Raw genomic sequence first — 16,286 nt, forward strand, 5'->3', positions numbered from 1 at the left:
CATCCGGGATCAAAGCGACCGCGCAATGATCTCCTTCATGATCTCGTTCGTCCCGGCATAAATCCGCTGCACCCGCGCATCCGCCCATGCCCGGGCGATCGGGTACTCCCACATGAACCCGTAACCACCGTGCAACTGCACACACTCGTCGAGCACCTTGCACTGCAGGTCGGTGCCCCAGTACTTGGCCATCGCCGCCGTCGGCACGTCGAGCTTGCCTTGCAGGTGCAGTTCCAGGCAGCGGTCGACGAAGACACGGCCGATCTGGATTTCCGTGGCCATCTCCGCCAGTTTGAACCGGGTATTCTGAAAGTCCGCGATCGACTTGCCGAACGCCTTGCGCTCGCGGGTGTAGTCCAGCGTCCATTGCAGCGCCGCTTCGGCCGAGGCCAGCCCGCCAACGGCCACCGTGAGGCGCTCCTGAGGCAATTCCTGCATCAGGTAGGCAAAGCCCATCCCGGCCTGGCCCAGCAGGTTTTCCTTGGGCACACGCACGTCCTGGAAGAACAGCTCCGAGGTGTCCTGGGCTTTCATCCCGACCTTCTCCAGGCGCTTGCCCTTGTCGAAGCCCGGCGTATTGGCTTCCACCAGAAACAGACTGGTGCCCTTCGCGCCGGCCTTCGGATCGGTCTTGGCGACGACGATCACCAGATCGGCCAGGTAGCCGTTGGTGATGAAAGTCTTGGAGCCGTTGATCACATACTCATCGCCATCGAGCACGGCCGTAGTTTTCACTCCCTGCAGATCGGAACCGGCGCCCGGTTCGGTCATGGCGATTGCGGTCACCATCTCGCCGGACACCAGTTTCGGCAGGTACTTCTGCTTCAGCGCCTCACTGCCGTAATGCAGGATGTACGGCGCCACGATGTCCGAGTGCAGGGAAAAACCGATGCCGGTAAGGCCCAGTCGCCCCACTTCTTCGATCACCACCGCGCTGTAGAGAAAGTCCGCCCCCAGGCCGCCGTACTCTTCCGGCAAGTGCGAGCAAAGCATCCCCGCCTCCCCTGCCTTGTTCCATAGTTTGCGGTCGATATAGCCTTGTTTTTCCCATTGCCCATGGAACGGCACCGCCTCTTTTTCGAGGAACGTCCGCACGCTGTCGCGGAAAAGCTCGTGCTCGGGACTGAACAGGGTTCTGGGGATCATGCGGCACCTTATCTTTGTTTTTAGAAGGAGTTGACCTCAAAGACTATGCCTCGCTTCCGATACAGGACACTGGACACATCCGACAAAAAATAAGACGATCCAGCCGTCTGGTGACCACTTCCCCCTATAAAAATAAAGTTGAATTATGTCTAACCAAGCCTCCACGCCCCTGCGGCGCGTCAGCATCCTGGCCATCGACCGGGTTTTCGCTTCCACCCTCATGCAAGCCAAGGATTTCTTCCACCTCGCCAGCCTGCGCTACGGCAAACAGCTGGGCCAGGGCCTGACACCGGCGTTCGAAACCCGCCTGGTCAGCCCCGACGGCAAACCGGTCAACACCTTCAGTGACGTGATGATTCCGGTGGATGGCGGGCTGGAAAACGCCGACATCATCGTTCTTCCCGCGTTCTGGGACGATTTCGACAGCCTCTGCAAACGTTATCCGCAAGTCCTGCCCTGGTTGCGCCAGCAACATGCGCGCGGCGCCGTATTGTGCGGCGAGGCCACCGGTGTTTTCTGGCTGGCCGAAGCCGGGTTGCTCAATGGCAAGGAAGCGACCACCTACTGGCGCTTCTTCAATGCCTTCGCCGAACGCTTCCCCCAGGTCCAGCTCAATCAGGACAAGCACCTGACCGACGCCGACAACCTGTACTGCGCCGGAGGCACCACCTCGGCATGCGATTTGTACATTTACCTGATCGAGCGCTTCTGCGGCGCCAACGTGTCCCAGGCCGTAGCCCGGGACATCCTCTATGAAGTGCAGCGCAGCTACTCGCCAGGACGGATTGGATTCGGCGGGCAGAAGCTGCACCAGGACGTGATCATCCTGCAGATCCAGCACTGGCTCGAAGAACACTTCGCCGACAAGTTCCGTTTCGAAGACGTCGCCCGCGAACACGGCATGAGCATCCGCAACTTCATGCGCCGCTTCCAGACCGCCACCGGCGACAAGCCATTGCATTACCTGCAACGCCTGCGCATCGAAACCGCCAAGGGCTTGCTGTCCGCCAGCCGCAAGAGCATCAAGACCATCAGCTATGAAGTTGGCTATGACGATGCGAGCTTCTTCGCCCGGCTGTTCCGCCAGCACACGGAGTTGTCGCCGAACCAGTATCGGCAGCAGTTTCAGCAAGCTGCGTAGATCCAGGCCCAACACAAATCCAATGTGGGAGCGGGCTTGCTCCCACAGGGATTGCGGTGAATTTGAGGTTTCCTCAGCGCAAAAAAAAGGGCCTGCATGTGCAGGCCCTTTTCATTTTCCGAATTATCTTACGGCTTGTGCGCCCGGGACAGGAATTCGTGGGATTGCATTTCCAGCAGTCGGCTGAGGGTACGCTGGAACTCGAAGTTCAGGCGGCCACCGGTGTACAGGTCTTTAAGCTCGACTTCGGCGGAGATGATCAGCTTCACGTTGCGGTCATAGAACTCGTCGACCATGTTGATGAAGCGTCGGGCGATGTCGTCGGTGGTGACGCTCATCTGCTCGACATCGCTGAGCAGCACGGCGTGGAAGATCTTGCCCAGCTCGATGTAGTCGTTCTGGCTGCGCGGGCCATCGCACAGTTCGCGGAAGTTGAACCAGGCCACGTCATCGCATGTGCGCAGGGCACGAATTTCACGGTTTTCGATCATTAGCACGTCATTTTCGACCGCCGCCGTGCATTCCGGTGTCAGCGCACGGAAGCTCTTGCGCAGGCTTTCGTTGGCGGCTTCGTCGAGCGGATAGTGGAACAGCTCGGCTTGTTCGAGGTGACGCAGACGATAGTCGACGCCGCTGTCGACGTTGACGATCTCGGTGTTCTGCTTGATCAGCGCAATGGCCGGCAGGAAGCGCGCGCGTTGCAGGCCGTCCTTGTACAGGCCGTCCGGCACGATGTTCGAAGTCGCGACCAGGGTCACGCCGTTCTTGAACAGTTCTTCCATCAGAGTGCCAAGGATCATGGCGTCGGTGATGTCGGAAACGAAGAATTCATCGAAGCAGATGACCCGGGCTTCGGTGGCGAAACGCTTGGCGATGATGGTCAGCGGGTTTTTCTCGCCGCCCAGGGTTTTCATCTCTTCGTGCACGCGCTTCATGAAGCGGTGGAAGTGCGTACGGGACTTTTCCTTGAAGGGCAGCGCTTCGAAGAAGGTGTCCACCAGGTAAGTCTTGCCGCGACCTACGCCGCCCCAGAAATACAGGCCCTTGACCGGGGTCTGATCCTTCTTGCCAAACAACTTGCCCAGCAGGCCCGGCTTGTTTTGCTCGGCCGCGACCAGGTCGTCGTACAGGCGCTGCAAATGACGCACGGCAGTTTCCTGCGCGGCGTCATGGAAGAATTCCGGGCGTTTCAGATCAGCTTGATATCGTTCTAGGGGCGTCATAATTCGTTAGCAAGGCAACAAAAACGGGCCGACACTGTAGCGACGGCCCCGAGGAATGGCAATCGGCCCTTGGTCGGGCCGAACCGTTGTTTATTCCTGAACAGGCGTCAGGGCGATGCGCAAGGCTTCGATGGCCGCGTCGCGTGCGGCGTTGTCGGCGAAGGACGGGCTGTCGGCAACGCACTCGTCTTCCAGCCAGACACTGAAGCCCAGGGCTTCACTGCGCACGTCCAGACCCTGGCCCGCTTGCAACTGCTTGGTCACTTGCCCCGCGGTTTTGCCGTCGGCGAAGTTGCGCGACAACAGTAGTTGTTCGCCATCGGCCGCCAGCAGACGGAAGCGGAAACTGCCGTCGTCTTCGCGGAAGCTGACAAAACGCGCAGCTTTCGCGGCTTTTTTCTTGATGGTCGTCGCCACCTGGGTCTGGGCAACGAAGGAGCGCAGGCCCACCGCTTCACGCAGTTCGTTGAGGAACGGCGTCGCCACCGTACGGGCCTTTTTCGCGCCGTGTTGCAGGATGTCTTCCAGATCCGCCGGGCGCTCGATCAGCTGGTTGTAGCGCTCACGGGACTCGCCCAGTTCACTGTCCAGCAGCTGGAACAGACGATTCTTCGCCTCGCCCCAACCCAGGCCCTGCAACAGTTCGCTGCGGAACTCGTCGGCCTGCGCCGGGGTGGCGAACGCCTGGAACAGGGTGAACAGGTGCGAGTTATCCGGATCCTTGGCTTCGCCCGGCGCGCGGGAGTCGGTGACGATCCGCGAAATGGCGTCCTTCATCTCTTTGGCGCTGCTGAACAGCGGGATGGTGTTGTCGTAGCTCTTCGACATCTTGCGGCCATCCAGGCCCGGCAACGTGGCGACGCTCTCTTCGATCAATGCCTCGGGCATGGTGAAGAACTCTTTGCCCTGGCCAAACAGGTGGTTGAAGCGCTGGCCGATGTCGCGGGCCATTTCCACGTGCTGGATCTGGTCACGACCGACCGGCACCTTGTGCGCATTGAACATCAGGATGTCCGCGGCCATCAGCACCGGGTAGCTGTACAGGCCCATGGTGATGCCGGCGTCCGGGTCTTCGCCGGTCTCGACGTTCTTGTCCACCGAAGCCTTGTAGGCGTGGGCGCGATTAAGCAGACCCTTGGCGGCAACGCAGGTCAGCAGCCAGGTCAGTTCGGGGATTTCCGGGATGTCGGACTGGCGGTAAAAAGTCACGCGGTCGACATCCAGACCACCGGCCAGCCAGGTCGCGGCGATTTCCAGACGCGAGCGCTGGATGCGCAGCGGGTCATCGCACTTGATCAGGGCGTGGTAGTCGGCCAGGAAGTAGAACGAATCGGCATTACTGTCACGGCTGGCGACGATCGCCGGGCGGATGGCGCCAGCGTAGTTGCCCAGGTGCGGCGTGCCGGTGGTGGTGATGCCGGTGAGGATACGGGTACGAGTCGTCATGGGTAATCGCTTGTCAGACTGCAATCAATTCGAGAGACGCGGCAGGATCAGATCCTTGAGATCGGTCAGCTTGCCATGAAAAAAGTGTCCGCATTCTGCCACTTTCAGCAGCTCATGGGGGCGTTCGAGCTTGTCGGACCATTCGTAAACAAGCTGCGGATCGATCACTTCGTCGGTTTCCGGCTGGATCAGGGTCAACTCGCCGTGCTGCGGCAGCTGATCCTGATCGCCCAGGCGCATGACCGCTGGCGCGACCATGAACAAGTGCTTGAGCTTCTCGCCCTTCGCTTCCAGACGTCCGCCGAGACTTGCTGCAACAAATCCACCGAAGGAGAAACCGAACAGGGTCAGTGGCAATTGCGGGTGTCTGGCGCGAAACCATTCGGCGACAGCCTGTGCGTCATCGACTTCGCCGGTGCCCATGTCGTGGGTGCCTTCGCTGGCGCCGACACCACGGTAGTTAAAACGCAGGGTGATCAAACCGGCATCACGCGCAGTGCGCTGCAGGGTCGAGACCACTTTGTTGAGCATGGTGCCGCCCTGCACCGGGTTCGGATGGCAGATGAGCGCCAGGCCACGCGGCTGCTCGTTGTCCAGACTGTTGTTTTCCAGAAGCAGTGCTTCCAGTTGACCCACCGGGCCATCAATCACTACAGGGGTTTCACGCATAAGCAAGGAAGGAACTCCGTGACCCCGGATCGGGTCGACTCGTCTAGCAAATTGTCTGTGGCTGTCTATTGCGAGTGAATCGCGGTATACAGCGCAGGTTCGAGCCGTTAACGTAAAGCAAAGCCGTTTATAGAGGAAGGACTCGTGGAACACTCGCTCTTAGTTTGGTTGTTACCGACTCTTGCCCTGGTTGTGGGTGTCGCCATTGGGTTCCTGATCGCTCGCGTTGCACCGAACGCCGCGCCCAGCCGCACGCAGCGTCAGCTGGACGATATTCAGGAACGTTTCGACAGTTATCAGAATGAGGTGGTGACCCACTTCAACAGCACCGCGACACTGGTCAAGAAACTGACTCAGAGCTATCAGGAAGTGCAGGACCATCTCGCCGAGGGCGCCAACCGCCTGGCCCTGGACGAGCAGACTCGCCAACGCCTGCTGGCTTCCCTGCACGCCGACGCGGCGCAGGCGCCCCGTGAACGCCTGACGCCACCGCGCGATCAGGAGCCGCCGCGCGACTACGCACCGAAAGCCCCGAACTCGCCGGGCATGCTCGATGAGCATTATGGCCTGAAGAAGTAATCAGCTTTCGCGCAAAACAAAAAGCCCCCGGACAAGTGATTCTCCGGGGGCTTTTTTATTACTGATCCGTTTTATCTGTTGCCCACCCCGGCCCCTTCGCGGGCAAGCCCGCTCCCACAGTGGTCGATGTCGGACACAAAATCTGCATTCAACACTAACCTGTGGGAGCGGGCTTGCCCGCGAAGAGGCCAGAACTGACGATACAAAAAAGCCCGCCTGATCTACTTAGGATCGGGCGGGCATTTTTTTACACCTGGGGTTCAATCAGACGATCAAGGGTACTGCTGAACCGTACCTTGCTGCTGGGCACCGTACTGCTGGCCCGGAATCGCCTTGAGGTTGACCTCTACACGGCGGTTCTGCGCACGACCATTGACATCAGCGTTGCTGGCAACCGGGCTATCCGGGCCGGCGCCGCGAGCGCTCAGGTTGGCACCGCTGACACCTTGCGAGGTCAGGTAGGTTGCCACGCTCTGGGCACGACGCTGGGACAGGTCCATGTTGTGCTGACGGCTGCCGGTGCTGTCGGTATAGCCGACGATCTCGATCTGGTTCTGGTTGAACTCTTTCAGCGAGCCCGCCAGGTTGTTCAGCGGCTGATAGAAACCTGGGGCAATGTTCGCCGAATCGGTCGCGAACGTGATGTTGCCCGGCATGATCAGCTTGATCTGGTCGCCCTGGCGCTGAACTTCAACACCGGTGTTGGCCATGCTGGCGCGCAGCTTTTTCTCTTGCTGATCGGCGTAGTAGCCGTAGCCGGCGGCGGAAGCACCGACCACCGCCGCACCGATCAGTGCGCCCTTGCCACGGTTATCGTGGTTGATCGCAGCACCGGCCAGCGCACCGGCCAGAGCGCCGAGGCCACCGTATTTCGCGGTCTTGCTCATGCCTTCGGAGCCGCTATCCGCCTGGCCCTGTGCCTGGCCCTGACCGCCGTATGGGTTAGGCGAGGCACAACCGGACAAAACGGCCACAGCCGTAGCGAGAATAATCAAACGACGCGTGGTGAACATGTAAAGCTCCTACTTTTTTTGCATTCTGTGGTGCAACGGACCAAGGCACAGCCTTTGCGGGTGTTGGATCACTTCCGGGAACAAAAATTCCGCTCGTTACAAATCAGGCCCGCACAAAGGGGTTTTCGCGCATTTCATCGCCCAGACGGGTGTCCGGACCATGCCCGGCCACCACCGTCGCCTCTTCGTCAAGGGTGTACAAACGCTGCTTGATCGAACGCACGATGGTCGCCTGGTCACCGCCCCACAAATCCGTACGCCCGACGCCGCGACGAAACAGCGTATCACCGGCAATCAGCAACTTGGCCTCGGAAAACCAGAAGCTCATGGAGCCCGGTGTATGACCCGGCGTGTGCAGCGCCACGCCACAGCCGCAGGCCAGCTCTTCATCATCGGCCAGCCAGCGGTCCGGGGATGGCACCGGGGTATAAGGAACGCCGAACATCTGGCACTGCATTTCCAGGTTGTCCCAGAGAAACTGGTCTTCCTTGTGCAAATGCAGGGTCGCGCCGGTTTTTTCCTTGAGTTGGCCAGAAGCCAGGAAGTGATCGAGGTGCGCGTGGGTGTGAATGATGCTGACCACTTTCAGCCCCAGGGCATCGAGACGCGCCAGGATCAGCTCATGATTGCCACCCGGATCGACAACGATGGCCTTTTTCGTCACCGGATCGCCGATGATCGTGCAGTTGCACTGCAACGGGCCGACGGGGAAGGTTTCGCGGATGAGGGTGGGATGCTGGGACATCGGGGCCTGCTCGATAAACGGGGACGGGCGATTTTCGCACAATTGAGTATCCAGCCAATGGCCGCGATGTGTAACGTGAAAAATCCTTAACCCAGCATCCCCAATTCCTTGGCTCGCGCCACAGCCTGTGTACGCCTCTCGACCCCGAGTTTGCTGTTGATGTGGCTGGCGTGGGTCTTGACCGTGTGCAGGGAAATAAACAGCTGATCGCTGATTTCCTGGTTCGAACAGCCTTGGGCAATCAATCGCAGGACCGCCATTTCCCGGGTGCTGAGCTGTTCCGCGGTCGCGCAGGACTCCAGCCCGGGACGGACAGCCAATGCCGGCAGTTTTTCACTGAGGCTCAGGGACACGGGGGTTGGCGGACAGTTTTGAAGCTGTCCACGCACCCAGTCCGGGTGCTCGGCCAGCAAGCCCTCGAAGGGTTGCAGCACGCCTCCGCCGGCGGCGTCCAGCGCCTGGGACAGTGCCTTGCGTGCTTCTGGCTCCCGTCCGCTGCCCAGCAACAACGCCACTTTCTGGGTCAGCGCCATGACGCTGAGCATCTGCCGGCCGCTTTGCTGGCCATGTTCAAGCAGCGCATTCAAACGCCCTTCGGCCAGCATCGGCTGACCCTGGATGACGTCGAGCAAGGCTTGTTGCAATTCGATATGCAGCGGCAATTGCGGGTGGAATTCTGGTGGTGCCGCCCCGTTTTCGCCGTTATAGGTCTGCCCCAGGCGTGCCAGCCAGGCTTCGGCCAGATCGGTGCGCCCCTGGGCCAGCCAGAGTTCACATTTGACCAGGGTGATCATGGCCAGGTAGTAGATTGGTGGCACATCCCAGATGTGCATGAGGCGTTCGGCTTCGGCAAGTTCGGCAAAGGCCTTGGCAAACTCGCCACTGTTGCCTTCCAGCCTGGCAATCACGCAGTGGCCGATCAGCACGCTGATGTCACGGCAGGCACGCGCCTCGCTCAAACCGGCCTGTAATCGCACCCGCGCCAATTGTGGCTGCATGCGCAGGGCCAGCAAAAAGCCTTCGTACAAGGTCAGCCGGGCGCGAACCGCATACAGCCGCTGCGCAGACAAGCTCTGCAGGCGCTGCATTCCCTGACGAACCTCCTCCAGCGCCCGACAGATTTCCCCCCGCGCTTGCAGCACCCGGGCGCGGTCGTAGTGCGCCAGTGCTTCGAACAAGGGGTTGCCGACCCGTTGCGCCAGTTCCAGCGATTCGCGGTTAAGCCCTCGTGCCCGCCACAAATCACCGTCGGCAATGGCCAGGTTGGACAGGGTCGAGAGGCACATCAGCCGCTGGCCGTAACGTTTGGACGGAAGACTTTCCAACGCTTCGCCGCAGTACCGCAGCGTCAGTTCGCGGTTGCCGCGCCCACGGGCAATGATGCCGCTCAACGCCAGCCATTGAGCCAGCATCGACTTCTGGGCGGTGGCCGATGGAGCGGGCAGGAAACGGCTCAAATGGCTGGCCAGTTCTTCGGCGGCATCCAGTTGGCACGCCATCCCCAGTGCCCAGCTATAGAGCACGATCAGTCGCGGCGTGCTGATCAACAAGCTGTCAGGCAAGTCCATTTTCCAGCGCAGCAACATACCGACGTTCTGCTCCGCCAGCAGTTGCTCTTCGGAGAGGTTCTGCACCAGGTTCGCCGCGACGTCCAGGTGGCCGGCGCGCAAAGCCTGCTCCACGGCCTCATCGAGCAGGCCCTGGGCATTGAACCAGCGGCAGGCACGCAGGTGCAGGCTGGCGGGCGGCACCATCGACTGGGAAGTCGGGCGCGTGCGCAACAGATCGGAAAAAAGGTGGTGGTAACGATACCAGTGGCCATGCTCGTCCAGCGGCACCAGGAACACTTGGTGGGCGAGCAGGAAACGCAGGATCTCTCCGCTGTCATGGGCGTCGCGAACGGCGTCGCACAGTTCGCTGCAAAAACGTTCCTGGGGCGCTGTGTCATAGAGGAATGACTGGACCTCGGCCGGCAGGCAATCGATGACCTCTTCGAGCAAGTAATCGCGGATCAGCCCTTCCCCGCCGTGCAACGATTGCGGCAGCGCACCATCGGTGCCCGCCTCCGAGGCGGCCAGCAGCCAGAAACGTAACCCCGCGACCCAACCTTCGCTGCGCTGGATCAGGTTTTCCAGCGCCTCACCGCGCAAGGAACTGCTGTGCCGGTCGAGCAGACTCAAGGCCTCGTCATGGGTCAGGCGCAGATCCTGTTCATGCAACTCAAGCAGTTGTCGCGACAGCCGCAGCCGCGCCAGGTGCCAGTCGGGACGCTGGCGACTGGTGACCATCACGAGCAAGCCATCGGGGAGATGATTGAGGAAAAATTGCAGGCAACGATCCAGCACCGGCCCCTGGGCCAGATGGTAATCATCCAGCACCAGCAGCAATGGCGTCGCGGTGGACAGGTGTTCGGCCAGTTCGTCGAGCAGGCCGTCCAGCCACTCTTCGAACGCGAACGGCTGATGGCGCTGGCGCATTTTCAACAGCCCGAGGGATTGCCTGCCCAGGTGCGGAAAGTAGTCCTGAAGGCCTTCCAGCAGGCGTTCGAGAAAACGTCCCGGGTCACTGTCTCGCGGGCTCAAGCCCAGCCAGAGACTTCGCCAGTGCGCCGGCAACCCCTGACAGAATTCCACCGCCAACGAACTCTTGCCGAACCCTGCCGGTGCGCTGACCAGCAGCAACCTGCCACCGAGCCCGGCACTCAGGCGCTCACACAACCGTGGACGCAGCACATGGCCGTCGGGCAACGGCGGGCGGAAGAAGCGCCCGTCGAGTGTCGCGACAGCAACGTTTGCAGAACCTGGGGGTGTAGACAAATCAGTCATAGCCGGCTCTTGTTTGAATTGCGGGTGGCGGCGTTGCAGATGTCCGCAGACTAGCCGTAAACGGATAGGGAATGAAGGTAATTGCTACAAATGGCTACAAAAAGTCTACAAGCAAAAAAAAACGCCCCGAACCAGTCGGGGCGTTTTCAGAGGGTGCGGCCTCTACTCAGTACACCTTAGCGAACACCATCCTGACGCAACGCGGCCGGGGTGAAGTCGCTGGTGGTGGCAGTGAAGCCGAAGTCATAAGCCGACTTCTCTTCGTTCTTCATGCCCAGTGCCAGGTAACGACCCGACTGCAGGTCATACAAGGCTTCGAGGGCATACCACGGCACTTGCTTGTCGTAGTAGTTCTCGGCATGGGCCTCGGCGACGCGCCACAGTTGATCGCGACCGTCGTAATGGTCGATGACCGCTGCTTGCCAGGTGTCTTCGTCAATGTAGAAGTCACGCTTGGCGTAGATGTGACGCTGGCCTTCCTTCAGGGTTGCAACTACATGCCAGACGCGACGCAGTTCGTAACGCGCCAAGTCCTGGTTGATATGACCGGCCTTGATGATGTCGTCGTACTTGAGCGTTGGCGAGTCGAGTTTGTAGCTGTCGGAGGCGATGTACATCTCTTTCTTGCCTTCGAGCTTCCAGTCATAACGATCCGGTGCACCGTTGTACATGTCCAGGTTGTCGGAAGTACGCAGGCCGTCGGCCGCGGTACCCGGGCCGTCATAGGACACTTGGGGTGCACGGCGCACACGACGCTGACCGGCGTTGTAGACCCACGCCGAACGCGGTTCCTTCACCTGGTCGAGGGTTTCGTGCACCAGCAGTACACCACCGGCCAGACGCGCCGGCGCGGTCACTTTCTGCTTGAAGTAGAACAGGATGTTGCCCGGGTTTTTCGGGTCGTAATCCTTCATCTTGTCGCGGAACACGAACTGGTCCTGGAAGTACACCATGCTATATGAGCCATTCGGTTGCGGTGTCGCCTGGGTCACCAGACGGGTCACGCTGCCCCCGCGATAGCGGGTGATGTGGTTCCAGATGACTTCCACGCCGCTTTTCGGAATCGGGAACGGAATGGCGGTTTCAAAGTTCTCCAGGCCGTTGCCGCCGGACACCAGCTTGGTGTTGGTGGCGTTGCGCTTGATGGCGGCGAACACGTCATCCGGCACGGTGGCACCGCGGTGGGACGGGTACACCGGCATCTTGAAGGTTTCCGGGTAGCGCTTGAACATCGCGTACTGGCCCGGGGCGAGCTTGTCCTTGTACTGGTCGACGTTCTGCGCCGTGATGGTGAACAGCGGTTTTTCGCTGGCGAACGGATTGGACAGGAAACCTTTGCTGTCGACCGTACCGGCGTTTTTCGCCATCGGCTTCCAGGCCGGGATCGAACCGTCGGCGTTACCCGCCATTTCGGCGCCCATCGGGGTCAGGCTCTTGCCCAGCTTGTCGGCCTCGGCCTGGGGTACCGCTGCGATGACGCTGGTCGCCAGCAGCGAAAGACCCAGAACACCGGCGTGGAACAGACTCTTTGTTATTTTCATATGTGTGTTCGTCCTGAAAATACTGTGCTTAGAAGTTCACGCCGAGGCTGAGCGCAACGAAGTCGCGGTCATCCACGGTGGTGTACTTGCCGTCGAAGAAATTGGTGTAGGCCAGGCTCGCGGTGTAGGTGTTCTGGTATTCGGCGTCGACACCCAGGCTCACCGCCTTGCGACCTTCCTCGAAGTTGCCGCCAGGACCAGGGGAGTAACCGCTCACGTCATGGGACCAGGCAACGTTCGGCTTGAGGTTCACACCGGCAAACACGTCGTTGTATTCCCAGATGGCACGACCGCGGTAGCCCCACGAAGTCGCGGTGGTGAAGCCTTCGTCGGTGCAGTTGCGGCTGCGGTTGTTGGTCGGCGTACCCGGGCCGGCACCGTTGATGGTGCTGGAGTTGAGCGCCACGCAGGTATCGAGTGCGCCGGAGGCTGGCAACTCACCCGGGCCGTAGACCGGATCGCGGCCATAACGAACGTCAGACGTGCTTTCCAGGCCGCCGACGTGGGTCACGCCCACTTCGCCCACCAGGGTCAGACGGCTGGCGCCCATGACCTGGTCGAAGAAGTGCGTCAGGGTGGTCTGGAACTGGGTGACTTCCTTGCGACGGTACCCGTGCAGGTCCTGACCCGGCACGCCGGTAAGCAGCGATGCATTGGTCAACGGATTGTTCGGGTTGTTATTGCCCAAAGGACGAATACCGGAGAACAGGATGTCGGTGGAGTTGAGCTGCACTGGCGCGTTCGGACGGTAGCTGATCTCACCGCTCCACGCCGTACCGGTAGGCAGGGTAGTGGAGAAACTCAAGCCATACAGGCGAATGTCCTCGGGGTATTCGATGAAGTATTGCGAATTACCTGCCACCAGCAGTGGCCCGAGTGCCGCGAACGGGCCGGGCAACCCTCTGGCCGTGTTGTAGACCGACTGCGGCGCACCGGTGGCGCTGAAAATCGGCGCGCGGCTGTGGTAGTTCATGAAGTAGGCGCCGAACTCGGTGTCCAGCGGGTCGAACATGTACTTGAAGGACGCGCCCCACTGACCGCTGTCGCGGGCATCACGATCGGGGCCACGACGCACCAGAACACCCTCTTCGTTGACGTTGACGCCGTTGGCGGCCAAAGGCGCCAGGGCAATGGCCGGAATTTGCGAGCGCTTGTTCAGTACACGCAGGTTGTCGTCGCAGCCGTCGGCGACGATGTCCGGCTGGGAGAAGAACGTGCCGCAGTTGTCGACGACGGTCTGGTCCCATTCAATTTGGTAGAACGCTTCGGCCGAGAGGTTTTCGGTCAGGCTCTGGGACACATAGAACATGTTGACCGGGATCAGGCCTTCCTTGATCTCGGCACCCGGACGACGGAACGCGGACACGTCGATCGGGTTGATCGAGTTGATGCCGCCACCGATGAAGGTACTTTCACCCCAGCTCACGACCTGCTTGCCCAGACGCACGGAGCCCGGCTGATCGGCAATGGCGTAGTTGTGGTAGACGAAGGCGTCGAGGATCTGGCCGCCGGCGGACTTGGCGCCTTCCTTGCGGCCCTCGTCGCTGATGTCCTTGAACGGACGGCTTTCGTCCTTCAGTTCAAAGTCGTACCAGTATTTGCCACGGACGAAAACACCGGTATCGCCGTATTTCAGTTCAAGGTCATGGATGCCCTTGAAGATCTTCGAGAACGTTTCCCCGCTCTTGAAGTTCAGGTGACCGTCATCAGAAGTCTGGGACAGACCCTTGCCGCCGTTGTTGACACCGATGAGGTTCTTGTTGGCACTTTCGGTAGACCAACTGGCACCAATCGACAGGGATGAGTCGAACTGACCTTCGATTTCACCGACGTTGAAACTGACGCCGAATGCTGGCCCGGCGAGCGTAGAGGCAAGACTGACAGCCAGGGGCAGTTTCGCCCGGCGCCAGAACTGGTTTACTGATGTCATCGACCCTACTCCATGTGCATTTTATTTTTATGGCAAGAGCACTTCTAAAAACGCTGTGGATAACCGGGAGCCATGGCATCCCAAAGTCATTCCAAAGTTGCATCGCCCCGGTTCGTGCGGTTGCCCCGTTCTTAAAAATCCTTGAGCGGACTATAGCCAGCAGGTAGTAACGCTTGATCCCTCTAAAGTGTGATTTGCAGTTGCCAGCCACTCTGGAACAGTCCTTTCGCCAGTCCGACACCCGTCGGCACGGCAAGGATGGCTGAAAAATTCGATTTGACAAGCCAAGCGCTTGCTTGGTGGGGCCGGCGTGCCCTTTCGGGCACACCGGGAGACGCTTAAAGCGTCGAGAGGAAGGTGCTGTTGGTGGCCTGCCATTCGCTGATGTCGACACGAATGCGCTTCTTGTCGAGTTTGCCGACACTGGTCTTGGGAATTTCAGTAACAAGGGCGATCTGGCTCGGAATTGCCCACTTGCTCAGGTGCCCCAGCTCCACAAACGGCTTGAGGTGTTCCTTGAGTTCCCGCGCCCCGATTGCATGACCCTCACGGAGCACCAGCAGGGCAAACGGCCGCTCGCCCCACTGCGGGTCGGGGATCCCCACCACTGCTACTTCACGTACCGCCGCATGACGGCTGATCAGGTCTTCCAGGTCCAGGGAGGAGATCCACTCGCCACCGGTCTTGATCACGTCCTTGATCCGGTCACGGATGTCAATCACGCCCATGCTGTCCAGGGTCGCCACGTCTCCGGTGTGCAGCCAGCCTCCGGCCCAGAGCTCGGCGCCCTTCTGCGGCTCGTTGAAATAACCCTCCGTCAGCCATGGCGCGCGTAATACCAGCTCGCCCTGGGTCTCGCCATCGGCGGGCAGGAAGTTCCCTTCGGTGTCGACGATCGCCGCCTCCACCAGTGGCCCCGGCACGCCGGCCTTGATCCGGTAAGTGGTGCGTTCGTCTTCGGTACCGGCCATCAATTCGTCGTTGAGGTGCGCGCACGACACCAGTGGCCCGGTTTCCGACATGCCGTAGGCGGCCGTCAGCTGAATGCCTTTGGCCTTGGCCGCCTCGTACAACGTGCGGTTCAGGGCGCTGCCGCCGATGACGATTTTCCAGCCGCCGAAGTCGACGTTCTGCGCGGCCTTGGCATTGAGGACCATCTGCAAAATGGTCGGTACGCAATGGGAGAACGTGACCTTCTCCTTGCGCCACAACTCCACCAGGTACTCCGGGTCATAGCGGCCGGGATACACCTGCTTGAGCCCGAGCATGGTCGCCACATACGGCAAGCCCCAGGCGTGGACGTGGAACATCGGGGTGATCGGCATGTACACGTCGTTGGTGCCCAGCAGGCGCACACTATCGATCGCGCCCATGATGGTCGACACGCCCATGGTGTGCAGCACCAGTTGCCGATGGGTGAAGTACACACCCTTGGGGTTACCGGTGGTGCCGGTGGTATAGAACGTGGTCGCGACCGAGTTTTCGTCGAAATCCTCGAAGTCGTACTGCGGGCTCGCCGCTGCCAGCAACTGTTCGTATTCGCCGACGAGGTTCGGCAGGTCCGCGGTTTTTTCCGGCAGGTCAGTCAGCAGCAGGGTTTTGTCGACGGTGGTCAGGTGCCCCTCGATGGCCTTGTACAGGCCGACGAACTCGCTGTTGACCAGCACAAAGCGGTCCTCGGCGTGGTTCATGGTGTAGAGGATCTGTTCCGGCGACAGGCGCACGTTGATGGTGTGGATCACCGCGCCGATCATCGGGATGGCGAACATGCATTCCAGGTAACGATGGCTGTCCCAGTCCATCACACCCACGGCATCCCCGGGCTTGACCCCGGCCGCTGTCAGTACGTTGGCCAGGCGGGCCACCCGTTCGATCAGGGTCGGGTAGCTGTAGCGCAACTTGTCGCGGTAGATGATCTCGCGGGTTTTCTCATAACGGGCACCGGACATCAGCAGCCGTTTGATCAACAGCGGGTACTGGTAAGCGCCTTCGGCCGGGGGGATAACGCGAGTCTGCAACATAATAATC

Annotated in this window: 12 protein-coding genes; 2 read left to right on the top strand and 10 right to left on the bottom strand. The window is 60.4% G+C overall.

Annotation, left to right across the window (positions count from 1 at the left end; genetic code table 11):
- Positions 1–9 precede the first annotated feature (9 nt).
- Positions 10–1,146 carry an acyl-CoA dehydrogenase family protein gene (locus tag PMI34_RS25300; RefSeq protein ID WP_008045957.1) on the bottom strand — a complete coding sequence of 379 codons (1,137 nt, stop codon included), beginning with the start codon at positions 1,144–1,146 and terminating at the stop codon, positions 10–12.
- A gap of 220 nt (positions 1,147–1,366) precedes the next feature.
- Here PMI34_RS25300 and PMI34_RS25295 point away from each other — a divergent pair, with 220 nt between their 5' ends.
- Positions 1,367–2,287 carry a GlxA family transcriptional regulator gene (locus tag PMI34_RS25295; RefSeq protein WP_177318793.1) on the top strand — a complete coding sequence of 307 codons (921 nt, stop codon included), beginning with the start codon at positions 1,367–1,369 and terminating at the stop codon, positions 2,285–2,287.
- Positions 2,288–2,415: 128 nt separating this feature from the next.
- Here PMI34_RS25295 and zapE read toward each other — a convergent pair whose 3' ends face one another.
- The 3 genes from zapE to PMI34_RS25280 all read right to left on the bottom strand — a co-directional run bounded on the left by zapE (position 2,416) and on the right by PMI34_RS25280 (position 5,625).
- Entirely contained in the window at positions 2,416–3,510 is a 1,095-nt protein-coding gene (gene zapE / locus PMI34_RS25290) for a cell division protein ZapE (protein WP_007998226.1), read from the bottom strand.
- A 90-nt stretch (positions 3,511–3,600) separates the two neighbouring features.
- Entirely contained in the window at positions 3,601–4,956 is a 1,356-nt protein-coding gene (locus tag PMI34_RS25285; protein WP_008045968.1) for a tryptophan--tRNA ligase, read from the bottom strand.
- 24 nt (positions 4,957–4,980) lie between these two features.
- Entirely contained in the window at positions 4,981–5,625 is a 645-nt protein-coding gene (locus PMI34_RS25280) for an alpha/beta hydrolase (protein WP_032829323.1), read from the bottom strand.
- Positions 5,626–5,769: 144 nt separating this feature from the next.
- On the opposite strand from PMI34_RS25280, the gene PMI34_RS25275 reads away from it, so the two are divergent.
- A complete protein-coding gene (locus PMI34_RS25275) occupies positions 5,770–6,204 on the top strand; it encodes a YhcB family protein (RefSeq protein WP_008045970.1) in 435 nt (144 codons plus the stop codon).
- A 272-nt stretch (positions 6,205–6,476) separates the two neighbouring features.
- Here the strand turns inward: PMI34_RS25275 and PMI34_RS25270 are convergent, their stop codons facing one another.
- The 6 genes from PMI34_RS25270 to PMI34_RS25245 all read right to left on the bottom strand — a co-directional run bounded on the left by PMI34_RS25270 (position 6,477) and on the right by PMI34_RS25245 (position 16,279).
- Positions 6,477–7,217 (bottom strand): OmpA family lipoprotein, encoded by a 741-nt coding sequence (locus PMI34_RS25270; RefSeq protein ID WP_008045971.1) that lies wholly within the window; start codon positions 7,215–7,217, stop codon positions 6,477–6,479.
- A gap of 103 nt (positions 7,218–7,320) precedes the next feature.
- On the bottom strand, positions 7,321–7,962 hold the full coding sequence (locus tag PMI34_RS25265; RefSeq protein WP_008045972.1) for an MBL fold metallo-hydrolase: 642 nt from the start codon (positions 7,960–7,962) through the stop codon (positions 7,321–7,323).
- Positions 7,963–8,048: 86 nt separating this feature from the next.
- Entirely contained in the window at positions 8,049–10,787 is a 2,739-nt protein-coding gene (locus tag PMI34_RS25260) for a LuxR C-terminal-related transcriptional regulator (RefSeq protein WP_008045973.1), read from the bottom strand.
- Between the two features lie 176 nt (positions 10,788–10,963).
- Entirely contained in the window at positions 10,964–12,328 is a 1,365-nt protein-coding gene (locus PMI34_RS25255; RefSeq protein ID WP_008045975.1) for a DUF1329 domain-containing protein, read from the bottom strand.
- A 28-nt stretch (positions 12,329–12,356) separates the two neighbouring features.
- Entirely contained in the window at positions 12,357–14,258 is a 1,902-nt protein-coding gene (locus PMI34_RS25250; protein ID WP_008045976.1) for a DUF1302 domain-containing protein, read from the bottom strand.
- A 338-nt stretch (positions 14,259–14,596) separates the two neighbouring features.
- A complete protein-coding gene (locus tag PMI34_RS25245) occupies positions 14,597–16,279 on the bottom strand; it encodes a fatty acid--CoA ligase (protein ID WP_008045977.1) in 1,683 nt (560 codons plus the stop codon).
- Positions 16,280–16,286: the final 7 nt, after the last annotated feature.

Origin of the sequence: Pseudomonas sp. GM74, assembly GCF_000282455.1 — a bacterium.
In the GTDB taxonomy this organism is placed as follows: domain Bacteria; phylum Pseudomonadota; class Gammaproteobacteria; order Pseudomonadales; family Pseudomonadaceae; genus Aquipseudomonas.

What these genes read in the sequence shown, in the direction of transcription:
- PMI34_RS25255 (WP_008045975.1), bottom strand. Translation starts at nt 12,328, where the DNA reads ATGAAAATAACAAAGAGTCTGTTCCACGCCGGTGTTCTGGGTCTTTCG.
- PMI34_RS25260 (WP_008045973.1), bottom strand. Translation starts at nt 10,787, where the DNA reads ATGACTGATTTGTCTACACCCCCAGGTTCTGCAAACGTTGCTGTCGCG.
- PMI34_RS25250 (WP_008045976.1), bottom strand. Translation starts at nt 14,258, where the DNA reads ATGACATCAGTAAACCAGTTCTGGCGCCGGGCGAAACTGCCCCTGGCT.
- PMI34_RS25265 (WP_008045972.1), bottom strand. Translation starts at nt 7,962, where the DNA reads ATGTCCCAGCATCCCACCCTCATCCGCGAAACCTTCCCCGTCGGCCCG.
- PMI34_RS25280 (WP_032829323.1), bottom strand. Translation starts at nt 5,625, where the DNA reads ATGCGTGAAACCCCTGTAGTGATTGATGGCCCGGTGGGTCAACTGGAA.
- PMI34_RS25295 (WP_177318793.1), top strand. Translation starts at nt 1,367, where the DNA reads ATGCAAGCCAAGGATTTCTTCCACCTCGCCAGCCTGCGCTACGGCAAA.
- zapE (WP_007998226.1), bottom strand. Translation starts at nt 3,510, where the DNA reads ATGACGCCCCTAGAACGATATCAAGCTGATCTGAAACGCCCGGAATTC.
- PMI34_RS25285 (WP_008045968.1), bottom strand. Translation starts at nt 4,956, where the DNA reads ATGACGACTCGTACCCGTATCCTCACCGGCATCACCACCACCGGCACG.
- PMI34_RS25245 (WP_008045977.1), bottom strand. Translation starts at nt 16,279, where the DNA reads ATGTTGCAGACTCGCGTTATCCCCCCGGCCGAAGGCGCTTACCAGTAC.
- PMI34_RS25300 (WP_008045957.1), bottom strand. Translation starts at nt 1,146, where the DNA reads ATGATCCCCAGAACCCTGTTCAGTCCCGAGCACGAGCTTTTCCGCGAC.
- PMI34_RS25270 (WP_008045971.1), bottom strand. Translation starts at nt 7,217, where the DNA reads ATGTTCACCACGCGTCGTTTGATTATTCTCGCTACGGCTGTGGCCGTT.